This is a genomic window from Lacrimispora struthionigena (assembly GCF_048627165.1).
Lineage (GTDB): Bacteria > Bacillota > Clostridia > Lachnospirales > Lachnospiraceae > Lacrimispora.
Genome location: NZ_JBMBWP010000001.1, coordinates 1,941,294 through 1,962,040 on the forward strand (window position 1 = coordinate 1,941,294; position 20,747 = coordinate 1,962,040).

23 protein-coding genes are annotated in these 20,747 nt (G+C 41.9%); 21 read left to right on the plus strand and 2 right to left on the minus strand.

The genetic code is table 11. The annotated features are described in order from the left end of the window. The first annotated feature begins 14 nt into the window (after positions 1 to 14). The 5 genes from udk to ACOAOT_RS08745 all read left to right on the plus strand — a co-directional run bounded on the left by udk (position 15) and on the right by ACOAOT_RS08745 (position 2,826). Complete coding sequence (udk, locus tag ACOAOT_RS08725; protein ID WP_420216608.1) at positions 15 to 629, plus strand: uridine kinase; 615 nt, start codon at positions 15 to 17, stop codon at positions 627 to 629. A 180-nt stretch (positions 630 to 809) separates the two neighbouring features. Beyond that, complete coding sequence (locus ACOAOT_RS08730; RefSeq protein WP_104436182.1) at positions 810 to 1,013, plus strand: alpha/beta-type small acid-soluble spore protein; 204 nt, start codon at positions 810 to 812, stop codon at positions 1,011 to 1,013. Positions 1,014 to 1,154: 141 nt separating this feature from the next. Beyond that, complete coding sequence (gene rsmD / locus ACOAOT_RS08735; protein WP_420216609.1) at positions 1,155 to 1,718, plus strand: 16S rRNA (guanine(966)-N(2))-methyltransferase RsmD; 564 nt, start codon at positions 1,155 to 1,157, stop codon at positions 1,716 to 1,718. 18 nt (positions 1,719 to 1,736) lie between these two features. After that, positions 1,737 to 2,225, plus strand: coding sequence for a pantetheine-phosphate adenylyltransferase (gene coaD, locus ACOAOT_RS08740; protein WP_420216610.1), 489 nt, complete (start codon positions 1,737 to 1,739; stop codon positions 2,223 to 2,225). A 19-nt stretch (positions 2,226 to 2,244) separates the two neighbouring features. Further along, positions 2,245 to 2,826 carry an HrpE/YscL family type III secretion apparatus protein gene (locus tag ACOAOT_RS08745; RefSeq protein WP_170823606.1) on the plus strand — a complete coding sequence of 194 codons (582 nt, stop codon included), beginning with the start codon at positions 2,245 to 2,247 and terminating at the stop codon, positions 2,824 to 2,826. Here the strand turns inward: ACOAOT_RS08745 and ACOAOT_RS08750 are convergent. Next, positions 2,783 to 3,709 carry a nucleoside recognition protein gene (locus ACOAOT_RS08750; RefSeq protein ID WP_420216611.1) on the minus strand — a complete coding sequence of 309 codons (927 nt, stop codon included), beginning with the start codon at positions 3,707 to 3,709 and terminating at the stop codon, positions 2,783 to 2,785. The genes ACOAOT_RS08745 and ACOAOT_RS08750 overlap by 44 nt on opposite strands. Before the next feature lie 52 nt (positions 3,710 to 3,761). Between ACOAOT_RS08750 and ACOAOT_RS08755 the strand changes: the two genes are divergently transcribed. From ACOAOT_RS08755 to hisIE, 15 genes are all read left to right on the plus strand, one after another. Then, the gene (locus ACOAOT_RS08755; RefSeq protein WP_420216612.1) at positions 3,762 to 4,571 is read left to right on the plus strand and encodes a M23 family metallopeptidase; all 810 of its coding nucleotides are present in this window, start codon (positions 3,762 to 3,764) and stop codon (positions 4,569 to 4,571) included. 43 nt (positions 4,572 to 4,614) lie between these two features. Continuing rightward, positions 4,615 to 5,979: an RsmB/NOP family class I SAM-dependent RNA methyltransferase gene (locus tag ACOAOT_RS08760; protein WP_420216613.1), complete on the plus strand. Its 1,365-nt coding sequence runs from the start codon at positions 4,615 to 4,617 to the stop codon at positions 5,977 to 5,979. Next, positions 5,979 to 6,725 carry a pseudouridine synthase gene (locus ACOAOT_RS08765; RefSeq protein ID WP_420216614.1) on the plus strand — a complete coding sequence of 249 codons (747 nt, stop codon included), beginning with the start codon at positions 5,979 to 5,981 and terminating at the stop codon, positions 6,723 to 6,725. The genes ACOAOT_RS08760 and ACOAOT_RS08765 overlap by 1 nt, the downstream gene beginning before the upstream one ends. Further along, on the plus strand, positions 6,715 to 7,380 hold the full coding sequence (locus tag ACOAOT_RS08770) for an HAD family hydrolase (RefSeq protein ID WP_420216615.1): 666 nt from the start codon (positions 6,715 to 6,717) through the stop codon (positions 7,378 to 7,380). Before ACOAOT_RS08765 ends, ACOAOT_RS08770 begins: the two co-directional genes overlap by 11 nt. After that, entirely contained in the window at positions 7,377 to 9,314 is a 1,938-nt protein-coding gene (locus tag ACOAOT_RS08775) for a YgiQ family radical SAM protein (RefSeq protein ID WP_420216616.1), read from the plus strand. The genes ACOAOT_RS08770 and ACOAOT_RS08775 overlap by 4 nt, the downstream gene beginning before the upstream one ends. A gap of 31 nt (positions 9,315 to 9,345) precedes the next feature. Beyond that, positions 9,346 to 10,128: an SDR family NAD(P)-dependent oxidoreductase gene (locus ACOAOT_RS08780; protein WP_420216673.1), complete on the plus strand. Its 783-nt coding sequence runs from the start codon at positions 9,346 to 9,348 to the stop codon at positions 10,126 to 10,128. A 17-nt stretch (positions 10,129 to 10,145) separates the two neighbouring features. Then, complete coding sequence (locus ACOAOT_RS08785; protein ID WP_420216617.1) at positions 10,146 to 10,715, plus strand: O-linked GlcNAc transferase-like protein; 570 nt, start codon at positions 10,146 to 10,148, stop codon at positions 10,713 to 10,715. 24 nt (positions 10,716 to 10,739) lie between these two features. Beyond that, positions 10,740 to 11,708 carry an RluA family pseudouridine synthase gene (locus tag ACOAOT_RS08790; protein WP_420216618.1) on the plus strand — a complete coding sequence of 323 codons (969 nt, stop codon included), beginning with the start codon at positions 10,740 to 10,742 and terminating at the stop codon, positions 11,706 to 11,708. Between the two features lie 2 nt (positions 11,709 to 11,710). After that, complete coding sequence (locus ACOAOT_RS08795; RefSeq protein WP_104436195.1) at positions 11,711 to 12,244, plus strand: Holliday junction resolvase RecU; 534 nt, start codon at positions 11,711 to 11,713, stop codon at positions 12,242 to 12,244. 119 nt (positions 12,245 to 12,363) lie between these two features. Next, on the plus strand, positions 12,364 to 13,626 hold the full coding sequence (gene hisZ, locus ACOAOT_RS08800; RefSeq protein WP_420216619.1) for an ATP phosphoribosyltransferase regulatory subunit: 1,263 nt from the start codon (positions 12,364 to 12,366) through the stop codon (positions 13,624 to 13,626). A gap of 11 nt (positions 13,627 to 13,637) precedes the next feature. Further along, a complete protein-coding gene (gene hisG, locus ACOAOT_RS08805; protein WP_314461044.1) occupies positions 13,638 to 14,288 on the plus strand; it encodes an ATP phosphoribosyltransferase in 651 nt (216 codons plus the stop codon). Beyond that, the gene (gene hisD / locus ACOAOT_RS08810) at positions 14,285 to 15,592 is read left to right on the plus strand and encodes a histidinol dehydrogenase (protein ID WP_420216620.1); all 1,308 of its coding nucleotides are present in this window, start codon (positions 14,285 to 14,287) and stop codon (positions 15,590 to 15,592) included. Before hisG ends, hisD begins: the two co-directional genes overlap by 4 nt. 11 nt (positions 15,593 to 15,603) lie before the next feature. Then, complete coding sequence (gene hisB / locus ACOAOT_RS08815; protein ID WP_420216621.1) at positions 15,604 to 16,191, plus strand: imidazoleglycerol-phosphate dehydratase HisB; 588 nt, start codon at positions 15,604 to 15,606, stop codon at positions 16,189 to 16,191. An 11-nt stretch (positions 16,192 to 16,202) separates the two neighbouring features. After that, the gene (gene hisA / locus ACOAOT_RS08820; protein ID WP_420216622.1) at positions 16,203 to 16,922 is read left to right on the plus strand and encodes a 1-(5-phosphoribosyl)-5-[(5-phosphoribosylamino)methylideneamino]imidazole-4-carboxamide isomerase; all 720 of its coding nucleotides are present in this window, start codon (positions 16,203 to 16,205) and stop codon (positions 16,920 to 16,922) included. Between the two features lie 20 nt (positions 16,923 to 16,942). Further along, positions 16,943 to 18,232, plus strand: a complete 1,290-nt coding sequence (gene hisIE / locus ACOAOT_RS08825) for a bifunctional phosphoribosyl-AMP cyclohydrolase/phosphoribosyl-ATP diphosphatase HisIE (protein WP_420216623.1) — start codon at positions 16,943 to 16,945, stop codon at positions 18,230 to 18,232. A gap of 80 nt (positions 18,233 to 18,312) precedes the next feature. Here the strand turns inward: hisIE and ACOAOT_RS08830 are convergent, their stop codons facing one another. Continuing rightward, positions 18,313 to 19,227, minus strand: a complete 915-nt coding sequence (locus ACOAOT_RS08830) for an AraC family transcriptional regulator (RefSeq protein ID WP_420216624.1) — start codon at positions 19,225 to 19,227, stop codon at positions 18,313 to 18,315. A 313-nt stretch (positions 19,228 to 19,540) separates the two neighbouring features. Between ACOAOT_RS08830 and ACOAOT_RS08835 the strand changes: the two genes are divergently transcribed. Continuing rightward, on the plus strand, positions 19,541 to 20,747 hold a 1,207-nt coding region (locus ACOAOT_RS08835), incomplete at its 3' end, for a S8 family serine peptidase (protein WP_420216625.1).

Below are 20,747 nucleotides of genomic sequence, written 5' to 3' on the forward strand. Positions count from 1 at the left end.
GAGGATTGCGGAAGATGAATTGTATTATAATAGGAATTGCCGGAGGTACCGGTTCAGGAAAGTCAACATTTACCAACCGGTTGAAAGATGCATTTTGTGATAATATAGCAGTTCTTTACCATGATAATTATTATAAGCGGCAGGATGGGGTTCCTTTTGAAGAAAGAAAAAAGATGAATTACGATCATCCGGAAGCATTTGAGACAGAACTTTTGCTCAATCAGCTGGCCGCACTGCGAAACGGAGAGTCAGTGGAGTGTCCGATTTATGATTATTCCAAACATAATCGTTCTGACAAGTTCGTTAAAGTAGAGCCTAAAAAGGTTATTTTAGTCGAAGGGATATTAGTTTTTGCCGATGAGCGTTTAAGAGATATGTTTGATATTAAGATTTTTGTTGAGGCGGATGCAGATGAGAGAATTTTACGCCGGGTAATCCGCGACGTAAAAGACCGTGGCAGAGATATTGAAGGAGTTGTGGAGCAGTATTTAACCACGGTAAAGCCTATGCATTATCTTTATGTTGAACCAACTAAGCCTATGGCTGACGTAATTATTAACAGCGGCATGAATGAAGTGGCCTTCCAGCTGGTCAAAACAAATATAGAAAAGATACTAAACGAGGGCTGATTTGCTTTGCAGCATCATAAATTACATGAAGTGGTTCATTTTTTTCCTGAAAATAACATTTTACGAAAAACCTTCTAGTGTATTTCACCTTATTAGAGCCATAATAGGAGTGTAGCACAAAACACACCATGAAAAAAGATTTACGAACATGGTGAATAGATGAAAAGGAGGCATTTAATTATGTCAGGAAAATCTAACACTACAAATGTACCAGAAGCAAAAGAAGCAATGGATCGTTTCAAAATGGAAGTAGCAAACGAATTAGGAGTACCGTTAACAAATGGATACAACGGTAACTTAACTTCCGCACAGAATGGTTCCGTAGGCGGATATATGGTTAAGAAAATGATCGAAGCCTATGAAAGACAGATTGCAGGAAAATAATCTGTAACAATTCAAAAGGAGCTACAGCCAGTAATCATTCATTTGATTACAAAGGGGCTGTAGCTCCTTTCTTTTTTTTGTTGTATAATTTCCGTATTCATACTATAATAGTTTGGAAAAATAATGTGAGGAACGTAGTATATGAGAGTAATTGCTGGAAAAGCCAGAAGGCTTATTTTAAAGACCATAGAAGGTCTGGATACGAGACCGACAACCGACCGGATAAAAGAAACACTTTTTAATATGATACATGACAGTATTTACGATTGCTGCTTTCTGGATTTATTCTCCGGAAGCGGAGCGATTGGAATAGAAGCTTTAAGCAGGGGAGCAAAGCTGGCAGTTTTTGTGGAACAAAACCCTAAAGCGGCAGAATGCATCCGGGAAAACTTAAAAACTACCAGGCTGGAAACCGATGCCTTGGTGATGAACTGCGATGTACTGACTGCAATGAAGCGGCTGGAAGGCAAAGACTATCAGTTTGATGTAGTCTTTATGGATCCACCATACCGCATGGAATGGGAAAAGAGAGTTTTGGAATATTTTACTGATTCCTCTTTAATCGGAGAAGAAACCACCATCATTATTGAAGCGTCCCTTGATACCGATTTTGATTATCTTAACTCTATGGGCTACGAGATGATGAAGGAGAAAAACTACAAAACAAATAAGCATGTGTTTGTTAAAAGAACAGGAAAAGAATAAATAAAAGGAAGTAACAATATGAGAAAAGCAGTATATCCGGGTAGCTTTGATCCGGTGACTTTTGGCCATCTTGATATCATTGAGCGCTCGGCAAGAATGTGTGACCATTTAATTATCGGGGTTTTAAATAATTATTCCAAAACTCCGTTGTTTTCTGTAGAAGAACGTGTTAATATGTTAAAGAGCCTGACTAGTAATTTTACTAATGTTGAAGTAAAATCCTTTGGCGGGCTGATGATAGATTTTGTACGAGCCAATCAGGCGGATGCGGTAGTCCGCGGACTTCGCGCTGTAACAGATTTTGAATACGAATTGCAGATTGCACAGACAAACCGGGTGATTGCACCAGAGGTGGATACTGTGTTTTTAACAACGAATTTAAAGTATTCCTATCTAAGCTCCAGCATTGTGAAGGAGATTGCCTCTTATGGCGGTGAGATAAACGCGTTTGTGCCGGAAGAAATAGCAGAACGTGTAAGGAAAAAAATAGAAGATAGAACGAAATAAAGCAAGGAGTGTCCGTATAATGATGAGCAGAATTGAACAGTTAATCGGTGAAATCGAAGAATATATTGACAGTTGTAAGTACCAGCCCCTTTCTAACAGCAAGATTGTGGTAAACAAAGATGAACTGGAAGAGCTGCTGGTGGAACTTCGCCTTCGAATTCCGGATGAGATCAAGCAGTACCAGAAGATTATCAGCAACAGAGATGCAATCATGGGCGAAGCACGTCAGCAGGCAGATTCCATTTTAGCCCAGGCCAATGCCCAGACCAATGAACTGGTAAATGAACACGAGATTATGCAAAAAGCCTATGCCCAGGCCAATGAGATTATTGAACAGGCTCAGGTTCAGGCACAGCAGATCGTTGAACAGGCAGTTGCCGATGCAAACGGCATTCGTCAAAGCTCTGTTCAATATACAGATGATATGTTAAAGAGTCTGCAGACGATCATCAGTCACTCCATGGAGGGTGCACAGGGACGTTTTGACGCTTTTATGACTTCCATGCAGTCAAGCTATGATATTGTTTCTTCCAACCGTCAGGAACTGACAGGAGCTGTTATGCAGACGGCAGAAGGATTGGAAAACGGGTCAGCAGAATAAACAGTAGAATTGTCAGGAGAGTATGTAATGCTTTCCATGCTACATAGTGCCGGATGGATAATCCGGCATTTTTTATGACACTCTTTGTCTGAAACACACCGGATAAACCTCCAAAGGCAGTTGCCCCGCTGATCCATAAACCACCCATTGTACCGGAGAATACATGGGAAACAGCCTGGATTCCTGTGGTAATTTCCACAAAACCAAGAAGCACTGCTTTATATTCGGGAGAAAGAACAGGTAGCTTTGTAATATAGAAAGCAAGCATGGAAAAAAGCATAATATATCCGCCGATTTTTACCATTACCTCACAGGAACTCATGAGGCTTTCATCGAAAGTCTTTACAGATTCTTTTGAAACCGGCATGGAGCGGAATGGACGATCCACCTTGTAACAGAACCGGGCAGCCAGTGCTACTGGTATGACTGGGGCATAAATGCAAAGCAGGAGCATCCAGACCGGTACACTCTTTGGCAGACCAGAGGCCGCATATCCCAAAAGAAACATGGGACTTGGGTGGTTGCAGATTGCTAACAAGTATTTTCCTTCCTTTTGTGTAATCCGGTCGGCATCCATAAATTCGCTGCAGGTTTTAGCACCCATGGGATAGCCGCAGAGCAGTCCGGAGACAAAGGTATAGCACCCGGCATCAGACAGACAGAAGAAACGGTGCAGAAGCTGTCTGACTGGAAAAATCAGAATATGTATGGCATTTAGGGAAACAATTACATTGGAACAGATCATAAACGGAAGAAGCGTGGGTACTACCACACTGCCCCAGAGAATCAGTCCGCTTTTGGCTCCTTCAAATGCGGTATCATGAAAAAGAAGCAGCGCAAAGAGTGCGGCTACAGAAAGAAGACGGAAAAAGGATTTTTTCATACGCACCTGAATAGATTGTTTTATACAATTATATTGAGAAGGCAAGATTGATATGATGGTGATTGTTTTTTTAATCCTGATCCTTTCTGTATTTCATGTGACCATGATTGATTATCTGTATAATAATCCGACGTTTTATCAGCTGAATGCCTATACCTGGGAAAGCGATGATTTCAGAAGTATGCAGCTTGGAAATATCGTTGCTGATTTAAACGATATCGACTACGATACCCTGACTTCCCTGATGGTAGAGCATCAGTATGATTTGACAAAAGTAAAGGATCTAACCGTACATACCGACAGACTTTTAAAAATAAAGCCTGCTGAGTACCGGAAATTAAAAAAGGCATATGAAATTATACTGGGTGATTTAAAATATTTTCCGGTACCTGAAAATGCCAATCCTGATTTTCCTGATGTGAAATTTCAAAACGCCTGGATGGAAAGCCGCAGCTATGGAGGAGAACGGGGACATGAAGGCTGTGATGTGATGGGAAACACAAAACCAAGAGGAACCTATCCTGTCATCAGTATCAGCGACGGAGTGGTGGAAAAGGTGGGCTGGCTGGAAAAGGGTGGCTGGCGGCTGGGGATTCGGGCTCCTGGAGGGGCATATTTATATTATGCCCATCTCTACAGTTACAGCAAAGAGTGGAAAAAAGGTGATAAGGTGACTGCAGGAGAACTGCTGGGATTTATGGGTGATACCGGATACAGTAAAGTAGAAGGCACTACCGGCAATTTTGATGTACACCTTCATCTGGGTATCTATATCCGGACGGACAACAACGAAGAGATGAGTGTAAACCCCTACTGGGTATTAAAATATCTGGAGAAATACCGGTTGAAATATTCATATTAGTATATTAAGATTGCTTACATAGAGATGAAATGGGAGTAAAAAAGTGAAAGAAATCAAGATTTCGGAAGAATTTTTAAACAGAATGAGGGACTTGCTGGGAGAAGAGGACTACAAGGCCTATCTAAATAGCTTTGAGGAAGAACGACTGTACGGACTGCGGGTCAATACATGGAAGATTTCACCCGAAGCGTTTGTGGAAATGACATCGTTAAGGCTTCATCCTGTTCCATGGATCAACAACGGATTTTATTATGAAGGAGAGCAGCGTCCTGCAAAGGATCCTTATTATTATGCCGGACTTTATTATCTGCAGGAACCCAGCGCCATGACACCGGCACATATGCTTCCAGTCGTGCCGGGAGATAAAGTACTGGATCTTTGTGCTGCTCCGGGAGGCAAAAGCACGGAACTTGGGGCAAAGTTAAAGGGAAAGGGGATCCTTGTCTCTAATGATATCAGCAATTCCAGAGCACGTGCACTGTTAAAAAATCTGGAGCTGTGGGGAATCGAAAATATCTGTGTTACCAGCGAGGAGCCACAAAAGTTAAAAAACACATTTACTGGTTTCTTTGATAAAATTCTTGTGGATGCACCCTGTTCCGGAGAAGGGATGTTTCGAAAAGACGCAGATATGGTAAAAAGCTATGAAGAGCATGGGCCGGAATACTATGCGGCGATTCAGGAAGAAATCGTTGGACATGCAGTGGATATGCTGGCTCCCGGCGGACTTATGATGTACTCTACATGTACCTTCTCCATTTGTGAAAACGAAGATATCATCCGCCTGATCCTGGATAACCATACTGATATGGAACTGGTAAAGCTGCCGCTGTTTGAAGGCGCTTCCGACGGAATCGGTCTGTCAGGCTGCCTGCGTCTGTTTCCCCATAAAATTAAGGGGGAGGGCCATTTTATGGCACTTTTAAGGAAAAAAGGCGGATCAGTTGGGACAGAAGAAGCAAAGACAGGAAGGAAAAAGGAAAAAGAGCTTCCTAAAGAGCTTTCCCAGTTTCTTTCCCTGATATCAAAACCTCTCATCAGCTCCCGTATTGAGATAAAGAATGACTGCGTGTATTATCTTCCGGAATATTTTCCGGAAAACGGAGGAAAACTCCGTTATCTGCGAACAGGTCTTTGCCTTGGCGAGATGAAAAAAGAACGGTTTGAACCCTCTCAGGCGCTGGCTCAGTCTTTAAAAATGGGAGAATTTAAACAAACTCTTTCATTTCAAAAAGAAGATGAGAGAGTGATCCGGTATTTAAAAGGAGAGACTGTTTTTTTAACAGAAACGGAAGAACGAATAAAGGGCTGGTGCTTAATCTGCGTAGATGGATTCCCTCTGGGATTTGCAAAAGGCAATGGCGATACCCTTAAAAATAAATACTATCCGGGATGGCGGTGGCAGTGATGAAAGAAATTCGATTAGATAAATATTTAACTGAAATGGGAGAAGGAACAAGAAGTCAGATCAAAGAGATGGCAAGAAAAGGCAGAATTACCGTCGACGGAATTCCAGAGAAAAAATCCGACCGTAAAATTATACCCGACCAGAATGTCATTGCTGTTGACGGAAGAACCATCTCCTACGCAGAAGTAGAATATTATATGCTGTGCAAGCCCAAGGGGGTTGTATCAGCGACAGAAGATAAACGGTATCAGACAGTGATTGACTTAATTACCGATCGTAAGCGGGGAGATTTGTTCCCGGTAGGAAGACTGGATATTGATACAGAAGGCCTTCTTCTCATTACCAATGACGGAGATCTGGCTCATCAGCTTTTATCTCCCAAAAAGCATGTGGACAAGGTGTACTATGCTAAAATAGACGGAGAGATTCCTGCAGATGCAACAAAGCGCATGGAGGAGGGAGTGGAACTGGAAGATGGGACATTAACCATGCCTGCCCGTCTTGAAATTCTGGAATACGGAAATCCATCCACCATTCTTCTTACCATCAGGGAGGGAAAATTCCATCAGGTAAAACGAATGTTTGAAGCGCTGGGGTGCAGTGTGGTATACTTAAAGAGACTCTCTATGGGAAGTTTAAAGCTGGATGAGAATTTACAGCCGGGAGATTACCGTCCCCTTACAAGAGAAGAGATTGACTTATTAAAGAGCCATGGAAAGGAAGAAAAAACAAAAGATGTTAAATGAGAAAAAGGCTGTGATTTTTGATCTGGATGGAACCCTGGTGGATTCCATGTGGATGTGGAAATCCATTGATATAGAATTTTTAGGAAGCAGGGGAATTCCCTGTCCGGAAGATTTAGAAAAAGAGATTGAAGGAATGAGCTTTACGGAAACTGCCTTTTATTTTAAAGAGCGTTTTAAGCTTACAGAATCTCTGGAAGAGATCAAGAGAATCTGGACGGATATGTCTCTGGATAAATATAAAAATGAAGTCCCCTTAAAAGCAGGCGCAGGAGAATTTCTGGCTTATCTGGCATCTCAGGGTCTTTCCATGGGAATTGCTACCAGCAACGGCAGAGAGATGGTGGATGCGGTGATTGATTCCTTAAAAATCGGGAAGTATTTCAGTATAGTAGCTACTTCCTGCGAGGTTGCGGCAGGGAAGCCTGCACCGGATATTTATTTAAAGGTGGCAAAGGAGCTTAACGTCATACCGTCACAGTGTCTGGTTTTCGAGGATGTTCCGGCAGGAATACTTGCAGGGAAACGTGCCGGAATGACAGTCTGTGCCATAGATGACGAATTTTCCAAAGCAATGGAAGCGGAAAAACGGGAACTTGCCGATTATTTTATTTACGATTATTACCAGCTGTTAAAAAGAAATGGAGTTCAATCATGATGCACGACTATCTACCGATCACCAGGGCGGACATGAATATCCGGGGGTGGAAACAATGTGACTTTGTCTATGTAACAGGGGATGCCTATGTAGACCACCCGTCCTTTGGACACGCTATAATCAGCCGTCTGTTAGAGGCACATGGATATAAGGTGGGAATCATAGCGCAGCCTGACTGGAAAGATCCATCAAGCATTTCTGTTCTTGGTGAGCCAAGGCTTGGATTTCTGGTTTCCGGCGGAAATATGGATTCCATGGTGAATCATTACTCCGTTTCCAAGAAAAAACGTCAACAGGATTCCTACACTCCCGGAGGAGTTATGGGAAAGCGTCCGGACTACGCCACTACGGTTTACTGCAATCTCATTCGCTCTGTTTATAAAAAAGCACCTGTTATAATCGGGGGAATTGAAGCCAGTCTAAGGCGTCTTGCTCATTACGATTACTGGTCAGACCGTCTGAAACACTCCATTTTGATTGATTCCCAGGCAGATTTAATCTCCTATGGAATGGGGGAGAAATCCATTGTTGAAATCGCAGATGCGTTAAACAGCGGCATTGACATTCGGGATATTACCTTTGTAGAGGGAACAGTTTACAAAACAGACAGCCTGGAATCGGTGTATGACGCGCAGGTTCTTCCCTCATATGACAGTATGAAAAAAGACAAGCTGGAGTATGCAAAGAGCTATTATATTCAGTATGGTAACACAGATCCATTTATTGGAAAACGTCTTGTGGAACCATACAAGGACAATTTATATGTGGTTCAGAATCCACCGGCAAAACCGCTGTCAACAGAGGAGATGGACCGGGTTTATTCCCTGCCTTATATGAGAAATTATCACCCCTCCTACGAAGAACTTGGTGGAGTACCGGCGATCAGAGAAATTAAGTTCAGCCTTATCAGCAACCGCGGCTGTTTTGGAGCCTGCAGCTTCTGCGCCCTTACCTTCCATCAGGGTCGGATTATTCAGGCCAGAAGTCATGATTCCCTGATTGAGGAAGCGAAATGGCTGACCAATGAACCGGATTTTAAAGGTTATATCCATGATGTGGGCGGTCCCACTGCAGATTTCCGTTATCCGGCCTGTGAAAAGCAGATCGGCAAAGGCGCCTGTCCCAATAAGCAGTGTCTGTTTCCGGAACCCTGTAAGAATTTAAGGGCAGACCATTCCGATTATATTGAGCTTTTGAGAAAGTTAAGAAATTTACCCAAGGTAAAGAAAGTATTTATCCGTTCAGGAATCCGTTTTGATTACGTGCTTGCAGATCCGGGTAAGAAATTCTTAAAAGAGCTTTGTGAATATCATGTCAGCGGTCAGTTAAAGGTGGCACCGGAGCATGTAGCGGACAATGTCCTCAGCAAAATGGGCAAACCGAGAAATGATGTTTATCGTAAGTTCGTAAAGGAATACAACGATATGAACGGCCGTCTTGGGTTAAAACAGTATCTGGTTCCATATTTAATGTCATCCCATCCGGGATCGGGATTAAAGGAAGCCATTGAACTTGCCGAGTATCTTAGGGATCTTGGATATATGCCGGAGCAGGTTCAGGATTTTTATCCCACGCCTTCTACCATTTCCACCTGCATGTATTACACAGGCTATGACCCCAGAACCATGGAACCGGTTTATGTTCCCACCAATCCCCATGAAAAAGCGATGCAGAGGGCATTAATCCAATACCGGAATCCAAAAAACTATGAACTGGTGGAAGAGGCATTAACAAAAGCTGGCAGAACTGATTTGATTGGTTTTGATAAGAAATGCCTGATTCGCCCTAAATCTGGTTTTAAGCCTGGTTATTCCCAGGGGAAAACGGGAAAAGATAATGGAAACGGGAAAAGGACGGAAAGCCCAGCGGGAGGTCAGAGAGACCGAAAGAAAAAGACCATCCGCAATGTCCATAAGAAATCAACTAAAAAATAATAACAATGTCTGATTGAAAGAAGGGATCATGATGAAGGTAGCTATCGTAACAGGAGCGTCTTCCGGTATGGGAAGAGAGTTTATCATGCAGATTGCCGACCGCTTTGGCGGCATCGGAGAGATCTGGGCAATTGCCAGAAGACAGGAGCGGATTGAAGAATTATCTCCTCTTGTACCGGTGAAGGTAAGATCATTTGCCATTGATTTAACAGATGACAGCAGACTTGAGTGTCTGCAGGATGTTTTATTTGAAGAAAAACCAGAGGTAAAGTGGTTAATCAATGCTGCCGGTTATGGAAAGATCGGGGCGGCAGGTTCCATCAATTTAAATGATGAACTTGGAATGGTGGATTTAAACTGCAGAGCACTTTGTGCAGTGACCCATATGGTACTTCCCTATATGTCAGAAAATAGCAGAATCATACAGTTTGCATCTGCAGCTGCTTTTCTGCCCCAGCCTGGCTTTGCTATCTATGCAGCAACCAAAGCCTTTGTTTTAAGCTACAGCAGAGCGCTAAATGAGGAATTAAAACCAAGGAAGATTCTTGTAACTGCCGTGTGTCCAGGTCCTGTCAAAACTGAATTTTTTGATGTTGCCGAGGCGACAGGCAGAATTCCCTTCTATAAAAAAATAGTAATGGCTGATCCTGAAAAAGTCGTGCGCCTTGCCTTACGTGACAGTATGATGGGAAGACCGGTTTCAGTATACGGAACGACCATGAAGTTTTTCCGGCTTTTATGTAAGACAGTTCCCCATTCCATAGTACTTTGTTTCATGAAAGGATTTATGGGGGTAGTGGACAACCGAAGATAAAGAAAGAGGGTACGAAAGTGAAACGATGCTTAAAAGGGCAGTCAGGTTACCGGGATTACCACAAAAAGAAAGAACTGTTAAAGGTATTGATCGGGGCAGTTCTCATCATCATTCAGTTAATATTCAGAGAATTTGCCGGTAGCACTGCTTTAAAGAATACGCTAACTGTGATGGCAATTCTTTCCGTCCTGCCAGTGGCTAATATAGCAGCACCTCTGCTTGCTTCTTTCAAGTACCGGTCTTTATCTCCAATGCTTGAAAAAAAGGCTTCTGCCTATGAAGAAAAAGGAGTCCTTTTGTATGATCTTATTATTTCATCGAAGGATCAGCTCCTGCCAATGGATGTGATACTGGTTATGCCGGGTGAAATCTTTGCTTACTGCACTGCTAACAAGACAGATTCGAATAAAGCGGAACAATATATAAAACAGATGCTGAACCAGCATAAGCTGGATTATAATGTAAAAGTGATATTTGATGAAAATTCCTTTTTTAAGCGTTTAAGCAGTCTGAAAACAAAAGAGAAAAATGAAGAAAATGACAGATCTGATCAGGCAGTTACCCTGTTAAAGAGTCTGTCCATGTAAAATTCAGTAAAAGAGGGAACCATTATGCAGTCTGTGATTGTATCAACGAATGAAGCAGGGCAGCGGCTTGATAAGCTGCTGTCCAAATATTTAAATCTTGCAGGGAAAAGCTTTCTTTATAAGATGATGCGGAAAAAGAACATCACTTTAAATGGGAAAAAATGCGACGGTTCTGAAAAGCTCTCCCAGGGAGATGAGATCAAACTGTTTCTTTCCGATGAGACCATTGAAAAATTTTCCCAGGTTAAGGTTCCCAAGGTAAGTAAGGTTAAATTAAGCATCATATATGAAGATGATCATATTATTCTGATTAATAAGCCTTCAGGAATGTTGTCACAAAAAGCTAAGGATTCCGATGAATCCCTTGTGGAATATCTGATTGATTATCTCCTTTCAAAAGGCGATTTATCCACAGAACAGTTAAAAAGCTTCCGGCCTTCCGTCTGTAACCGTCTGGACCGAAATACCAGCGGTCTTGTAGTGGGAGGAAAATCCCTGGCTGGTCTCCAGATTATGTCAGAGGTGTTTAAGGACAGGTCCATTCACAAGTATTACCAGTGTGTGGTGAAAGGGCATGTGGCAGGGAGACAGATGATTAACGGGTTTCTTTCCAAGGATGAAAAGACCAATCAGGTCACTGTCCGTACCAGTGAATTTAAAGACAGCGTGCCAATCTCGACTGAATATGTGCCATTGGGTTATTACGGCGACTATACGCTGTTACGTGTGACGCTGATCACTGGGCGCACCCATCAGATCCGGGCTCATCTGGCTTCCATTGGGCATCCGATCGTAGGAGATTATAAATACGGAGATAAAAGGGTCAATGAAGAGGCAAAGAGGCTTTACAAAGTACAGTCACAGCTTCTTCATTCCTATCAGCTGGTATTACCCCGGCTTTCGGAGCCCCTTTCTTATCTGTCAGGGAAGGAATTTACCGCACCCCTTCCTCCTGTTTATTCTGCCATATGCAGGGAATGGAGGCAGGAATAAAGATGGGTACCTGGAAAACAAGAGGGTTAAGAGGTTCCACGTTAGAGGAACTGATTAACCGGAGCAATGACAGTTATCGGGAAAAAGGGCTGGCTCTGATTCAGAAAATCCCAACTCCCATTACACCGATTTCCATTGATAAAGAAAGCAGACATATTACCCTGGCCTATTTTGACCAGAAAAGTACGGTGGATTATATTGGAGCCGTTCAGGGAATTCCTGTCTGCTTTGATGCAAAGGAATGTGCATCTGAAACGTTTCCGCTCCAGAATATTCACCCACACCAGGTTACTTTTATGGAGGAATTTGAAAAACAGGGCGGAATCGCATTTATTATCGTATCCTATACTCATAAAAATGAAGTTTACTACCTTCCCTTTGACCAGATTCAGTGTTATTTTCAAAGAATGGAAGCAGGGGGAAGAAAAAGCTTTACCTATGAGGAACTGGATAAGACCTGGAAAATATCCAGCTGCAGGGATATTCTGATTCACTATCTGGAACTGATCCAAAAAGATTTGGACAGAAGAGATTGACAAGAATATATTTCTCGCCTATAATAAACTACACGTTATTAAATTATCACTTTACTATATGAAAGTAGACTGAATTTGATTTACATGAAATATAATTTCTTGAGCGGTTGGAGGTTGTTATGGCTAATAAACTGTTACATACGCCGGATGGTGTCCGGGATATTTATGGAATAGAGTGTACGAGAAAAGCAGTCATCCAGGAAAAGATGCTGAAAGAGTTTCATCTTTGCGGGTATCAGGATATAGAAACTCCTACCTTTGAATTTTTTGATATTTTTAATGAGTCCAGAGGAAGCGTAAAGGCGAAGGAAATGTTCAAGTTCTTTGACCGGGATAACCACACTCTGGTACTTCGGCCCGATGAAACGCCGGCCATCGCCAGATGTGCCGCCAAGTATTTTCTGGATGAGGATATGCCCATAAGGCTTTGCTATGTGGAGCGCACCTTTATCAACAATTCCAGCTATCAGGGAAGGCTGAAAGAAGCCAGCCAGACAGGTGTTGAATTAATTGGTGATGATTCAGCGGATGCAGATGGAGAAATCCTGGCAATGGTAATTCAGGCACTGAAATCTACCGGACTGACTGAGTTTCAGGTGGAACTGGGAGAGGTTGATTTCTTTAAAGGGCTGTTGGAAGAAGCCGGTATGGATGAGGAGATGGAAGAAACTCTTCGGGAACTGATTGAAAATAAGAATTACTTTGGTGTGGAAGAGTTAGTCATGACCCAGCCTATTTCCCAGGAGTTAAAACAGGTGTTTTTAAAGCTTCCCGAGCTTTTTGGCTCTTTGGAGCAGATACAGGCTGCCAGGGAACTGACTTCCAATGAGCGGGCTTTAAGAGCCATCAGCCGTCTGGAAGAAGTGAACCGGATTCTGGAGCATTACGGGCTTTCTGATTATGTTTCCTATGATCTTGGAATGCTCAGCCAGTATCAGTATTATACCGGAATTATATTTAAGGCCTATACGTATGGTACAGGGGATTATATTGTAAACGGAGGCCGGTATGACAGCCTTTTAAAACAATTTGGCAAGGATTCCCCAGCTGTGGGATTTGGTATTTCTGTAGATGAACTTTTGCTGGCTTTAAGCAGGCAGAAGATTGAAACAGAGGTTTCCATGACAAACACCATGATTCTTTATGAGCAGGAATCAAGAGAGAATGCCATTTCTCTGGCAGAACATTTTCGTAATCTAAAGGTTCCGGTTCAGCTCCAGTGTAAGAAGACGGAGCGGTCCATAGAAGCTTATAAAGAATATGCCATGCGGCGGGACTTAAAGAATTTATTGTATCTGGATCAGGAAGGAATATCGGTAACCGTAATCAATCTTGACTTAAAGCGTATGGATGTGGTTCCGCTTTCAGAATACTTAAAATAATGGGGGTACGTATGAGATATCTGACATTTGCCCTGGCAAAAGGGCGTCTGGCCAAGCAGTCACTTGAAATGTTCGAACGGATTGGAATCACCTGCGAAGAGATGAAAGATAAGGACTCCCGGAAGCTGATCTTTACCAATGAAGAACTGAAAATCCGTTTTTTCCTGGCAAAAGCCAGTGATGTTCCCACCTATGTGGAATACGGTGCCGCTGACATCGGTATCGTTGGTAAGGACACGATTTTGGAAGAGGGAAGAAAGCTTTATGAGGTGATGAATCTGGGAATCGGAAACTGCCGTATGTGCGTTTGCGGACCCCAGTCAGCCAGTGAACTTTTAAAGCACCATGAACGGATCCGTGTAGCTACCAAATACCCGGCTATCGCAAAGGACTATTTTTACAATAAAAAGCATCAGACTGTGGAGATTATTAAGCTGAATGGTTCCATTGAACTGGCTCCCATCGTTGGCCTTTCTGAGGTCATTGTTGACATCGTGGAAACAGGAACAACCTTAAAGGAGAACGGGCTTACGGTACTGGAAGAGATCTGCCCCCTATCTGCCCGTATGGTGGTGAACCAGGTGAGCATGAAGCGGGAAAATGACAGGATCACAAAGCTGATCCGGGATTTGAGACTTTTGCTGCAGGAGGAAAACCAATGAAGATTGTAAAATTAGACGAGACATCCAAACAGAATATTCTTTCCGGATTGTTAAAAAGAGATCCCAACCAATATGATTCGTATGCCAAAACCGTTCAGGAGATTGTAGATCGGGTAAAGGAAGAGGGAGACAAAGCAGTTTTTGCCTATACCAGGGAATTTGACAAAGCAGAAGTGAACGAGACAAATATCCGTGTAACGAAAGAGGAAATCGAAGAAGCGGTAAAGTCAGTGGATCCGAAGCTTTTGGAAGTCATGGAAAAATCCATGAATAATATCCGGCTGTTCCACGAAAAGCAGAGACAGTACAGCTGGTTTGACAGCAAACCGGACGGAACCATTCTTGGCCAGAAAATAACAGCGCTTGAGAGCGCGGGCGTGTATGTTCCGGGCGGAAAGGCAGCTTATCCATCCTCCGTACTGATGAATATTATACCAGCCATGGTGGCGGGCGTGGGACGGATCGTTATGGTAACGCCTCCCGGAAAGGATGGAAAAGTAAATCCGGTTACGCTGACGGCTGCTCATCTTGCAGGAGCGACTGAGGTATATAAGGTGGGCGGAGCCCAGGCAATTGCTGCTCTGGCTTTTGGTACGGAGTCCATTCCAAGGGTCAATAAAATCGTAGGTCCCGGTAATATATTTGTGGCACTGGCTAAAAAAGCAGTTTACGGTCATGCCAGCATAGACAGCATCGCAGGACCCAGCGAGATTTTAGTTCTTGCAGATGAGAGTGCGAATCCCAAATTTGTAGCTGCGGATCTGCTGTCCCAGGCGGAGCATGATGAGCTTGCTTCTGCAATTCTTGTAACTACCAGCATGGAACTGGCAGAAAAGGTTTCAAAAGAAGCGAGACTGCAGGCTTCAAAGCTTTCCAGATCTGAGATTATTAATAAATCACTGGACAATTATGGCTGCATTCTTGTGGCAGATAATATGAAGGATGCGGTATCGGCAGTCAATGAGATTGCTCCAGAGCATCTTGAGATTGTTACGAAGAATCCGTTTGAAGATATGACCAGAATTCATAATGCAGGCGCCATTTTTATCGGTGAATACAGTTCTGAGCCTTTGGGAGATTATTTTGCAGGACCAAATCATGTTCTTCCAACTAATGGTACCGCTAGATTCTTCTCCGCTCTCAGTGTAGACGACTTTATCAAAAAATCAAGTATTATTTACTATTCCAAAGAGGCACTGGCTGATGTGTATAAAGAGATTGACTTCTTTGCACAGGCAGAGCAGCTGACAGCCCATGCCAATTCTGTAAAAATACGGTTTGAAGAGGATGAAATCCAGGAATAGAGGAGAAAGATATGGGACGAAGTGCAGTAATATCTCGAATAACCAAAGAAACCGATATTCAGATGAATTTTAACATTGACGGGAGCGGAATTGCCAACATTCATACCGGCATCGGATTTTTTGACCACATGTTAAATAGCTTTGCCCGTCATGGCTTTTTTGATCTGGAGCTAACGGTTAAGGGGGATCTGGAAGTAGATACACACCATACCATTGAAGATACGGGAATTGTACTTGGTGCTGCCATTAAAGAAGCTCTGGGTGATAAAAAATCCATAAAGCGTTATGGAAATATGATACTGCCCATGGATGAGACTTTAATTTTGTGCGCTGTGGATTTATCCGGCCGGCCTTATCTGGGGTATGATGTGCCTTTAACTGCGGAGCGGGTAGGAGACTTTGAAACAGAGATGGTGAAGGAGTTTTTCTATGCCGTATCCTATTCTGCAGAAATGAATCTTCATATCAGAAAGCTTTCAGGGGATAACAATCATCATATTATTGAAGGGGTATTTAAGGCATTTGCTAAGGCGCTTGATGATGCCACTTTGCCTGATCCCCGGATCAACGGAGTTTTGTCAACAAAAGGTACATTATAAGGAGAACCCATATGCAGCTTTATCCAGCAATCGATTTAAAGAACGGACAGTGTGTTCGTTTAAAGCAAGGTGAATTTAAAGAGATTACCGTATATTCTGATAAACCGGAAGAGATAGCAGCACTGTGGCAGGAACAGGGCGCTACCTATCTTCATCTGGTTGATTTGGACGGCGCACTGGCCGGACATTCGGTTAATGAGGAAGTAATACGCAAAATTGTGAACACGGTTTCGATTCCTGTGGAGATCGGCGGAGGGATTCGCAGTGAAGAAGCCATTGCTTCCATGCTTTCATTAGGGGTTGCCCGGGTGATTATTGGAACGAAAGCGGTAAAGCAGCCGGAGTTTATACGTGATATGATTGAAAAGTTTGGAGCTGAACGGATCGTGCTGGGGGTAGATGCCAAGGACGGAATGGTAGCAGTAGAGGGCTGGGAAACAGTAAGCGAAATTACAGCCTCAGATCTCTGCTCCCAGATGAAGGAGTACGGCATCCGCCACATTGTGTATACTGACATTTCAAGGGACGGAATGCTTACCGGCCCAAATGTGGCATATACAAAGAAGCTGACAGATGAAACAGGTCTTGATGTAGTCGCCTCCGGCGGTATGTCTTCCATGGAAGACTTAAAACAATTATACGAGGCAGGCGTTCAGGGCGCGATTATCGGAAAAGCTCTGTATGAAAAGCGGATTGATCTTTCGGAGGCTGTTAAAACCTTTGAACTGTAAAGACCATCAAGGGAGGAAATATGATGGAATGTAAAAAATTAATTGCAGGTTTCGGAATACGGGAAGGGAAAGCGTGGAGACTTGATGATTTGTCTGTATGTTATGAGGAACGTCCTCTTTCTCTGGCTTGCTTTTTTGGAGATAATGGTGCAGATGAACTTTTTCTTTTTGACATATCAGAAACGGAAACAGATCATGAACGCACTATTGGTCTCATGAAAGAGATTGGAAGAGTTTCAGATATTCCTGTTCTTGCAGGCGGAAAGGTAAAACGCCTGGAAGATGTAAAAAAATATTTGTATGCGGGTGCCAAAGCGGCTTTTCTTGATGTAAGTCTGGAAGAAAATGTGGATATGATGAAGGAAGCCTCCGACCGTTTTGGTGACGATAAGATTTACGCATATTTACCTGACATATCCTATCTGTCTCATACGGAAGAATATGCCCAGCTGGGAGCGTCTGTTATGATCCTAGGAAATGCAGTTCTTTCAGAGAAAGGGCTTGATGAGGTTTCTGTGCGGGAAGAGATATTTATTGTAACAGGACTTAGTGACGATTCCTGTTTCCTGGCAGATGCTTTAAAAAGAGAGAACATTACAGGAATTATTGGCATTTCTGATGGAAAAACCGGCTGTATGGAGATGAAACAGGAATTAAAGATACAGGGGATCCCAGTGGAAACATTTGAAAGTTCCATAGAATTCTCTGAATTTAAATTAAACGGAGATGGACTGATTCCTGTTATTACCCAGGATTACCGGACCGGTGAAGTTCTCATGCTGGCATATATGAATGAGGAAGCGTTTAAAGAAACATTAAAAACCGGACTGATGACTTATTACAGCAGAAGCCGTCAAAGTCTCTGGCTGAAAGGTGAAACTTCCGGTCATTATCAGTATGTAAAATCACTGTCACTGGATTGCGACAACGATACCCTTCTTGCCAAGGTAAATCAGATTGGGGCTGCCTGTCATACGGGTTCCAGAAGCTGTTTTTATCAGGAGCTGGTAAAGAAAGAATACCAGGACTCCAATCCGCTAAAAGTGTTTGAGGAAGTATTTGAAGTCATTCTTGACCGAAAAGAAAATCCCAAGGAAGGTTCTTACACCAATTACCTTTTTGATAAAGGTATTGATAAGATCTTAAAAAAGCTGGGGGAAGAAGCGACTGAGATTATTATCGCTGCGAAAAATCCTAATTCCGAAGAAGTGAAGTATGAGATTTCTGATTTTCTTTATCATATGATGGTTCTGATGGCGCAAAAGGGAGTGACCTGGGAGGATATTACCAGAGAACTGGCGAATCGTTAGTAAAGGATCACTAAGGGTAAATGGTACTGTGGCAGGTTAGCCTGTTAAGGTACCATTTACCTGTTTTTATTTCCCTGTATTTAATTGTTATCTATGACTGGAAGTATATAATCAATAATAACCTTTTCACCCCTGTTTAAAGGCTCACAATAACGTTCGTTTGTGTATACCTCACACCAGTAGAAATGTTCCTGATCAATTTGTTTACCGGTTTTCTCAATGGCTTCCGTGATTAGTAAATATGCGGAATCAAGTATTTCGGCAACATTGCTTCCTTCAATCTGAATGTGGGCAGTTAGACCTGCGGGAACATGTTTCGCAGTCAGACCTTCTGGAATTTCGGTATTTACATTTATAAAATCTCCAATAATGAATTCAAAATTATTCATATCTTTAAAATTATACATCATACCAATACCAGCATTAGGATCTATATCATCGCAACAGGTTGAATCGGAAAGAGAACCCAGCTTTTCGATTGCCTCCCCTTCAAAGAATTCTTTCCATACATTCCCCGCTTCAAAAAATGATGTCTCTCGGCCCAAACCTACCATCAGGCGTTCTTTTGTTTCTTTGTAAATAATCTTTTTCATATCTGCCATAATCCGTTTCCCTCCTATAAATCTCATTTCCAGATAATTAATCGGAAGATAATTACTCAGTTTAGCAGTATCCGACTTGGCTTCTGATGGTGTAATTCCATGATGCTCTTTAAATGCCCGTGAAAAAGCAGAATGGGAGTGAAAGCCATATTTAATTGCCACATCCAAAACGGTAATATCACTGTTTTTTAAATCATATCCGGCCAATGTTAATCTGCGTTTTCTAACATAATCAGCAATGCTGATACCTGATACGAATATGAAAATGCGCTGGAATAAAGCTGCCGGACTCATGGCTATTTTGGAAATCTTGTTATAGTCGATTTCAGAACCGTCGGTAATGCTTTTCTCAAGGTATTGTATTACATCATCAAAAGTTTTACTGCTATTCATGTTTCGTTCCTCCGTAATTCCTATCATAAAGGATAAAAGCGCGGTCTGCTATGCAATGTATGTACAGTTTTTGTATAATTATTATAAACGTATATAAATGGGATTACAATGAGAAATAATTTGGGTGCTGAGAGTCATATATCTATTTTTTTAGTCTTAGAATTTTATTAATGTAAATAGAAAAAAATACAATGAATTCTACATTATACCGATACTTCCAATTTAAAGACGTTTCTAGTTTACAAATATAACATAATTTTTCTTTCTTACTATTGAATTTGCAAATTCAAAAAATAATAGAAGGAGAATTATTATGGAATTTAATTATTGGAGCAATGGAAAAAAAATAACCTTAAAAAAATCGGAAACATATCGGGCATCTAAAGAGAATGGTTATGGGGAAAGTAAATACAAATCTTTTACCTCTAACCTGAAACCTAAAACGACTGATTTGAAAAATGGTATTATATTAGAGACAATAAGTCAAGTTTCAAAAACCACTTCATTTTCAAGAAAAACACAGCGAGAAGATGATGATCTTCTGGTATTAGAAGCAGAAGATAAAACACCAATGATTCTTACAAATCAGTTTATTATCCAGTTTAAACCGGATGTGACAAGAGAAGAAATTAATAATATTAATGAATCTAATAATGTTAAAATTATCGAAAACATTAATTGGGAGGAGAATTCTTATCTTGTGGAAACCACAGAAGGTAAAGCAGTAAGTGCATTGGAGATAGCAAATACTTATCATGAAAATGATAAGGTAATATATGCACAGCCTAATTTTGTTCGGTTGCTAAAGCCTATGGCAGCAATAAGTAATGATACATATGTAAACAAGCAGTGGGCTCTTAACAATACTGGGCAAACAGGAGGAATTCCAGGTGAAGACATCCATATTTCAGAAGCATGGAAAATTACAAAAGGAAATAAAGATATTATTATTGCTATCATTGATGAAGGTGTGGATTACAAACATGAAGATTTAAATGTATCCGATAAACTGGTAACCGGGTATGATGCTTGTTATAAGCGTAATGATCCAACTCCTAAAAGTGCTGATGCCCATGGAACTGCCTGTGCAGGCATAGCGGCCGCAAAAAGTAATAATAATAAAGGAATCGCCGGCGTGGCTCCGGAATGTAAAATAATGGGAGTAAGAATTGCATATGGAGTTATTGAAGGTGGCGAAAGATTATGGGTTACTGATGATGCAAAAATTGCAGATGGAATTGTTAAATCTGTGGACAGAGGAGCGGATGTCCTTAGTAACAGCTGGGGAGGCGGAGAAGATAGCCAAACAATTACAAATGCAATAAATTATGCCAAACGAAATGGCCGAAATGGAAAAGGCTGCGTTGTTTGTTTTGCAGCTGGCAACGATGATGGCAGCGTTTCTTATCCTGGCAGATTAGATAATGTTATAACTGTTGCAGCATGTAATGAGTATGGTGAAAGAAAAAGTAAGACAAGTAGAGACGGTGAATATTTCTGGGGTAGTAATTATGGCCCGG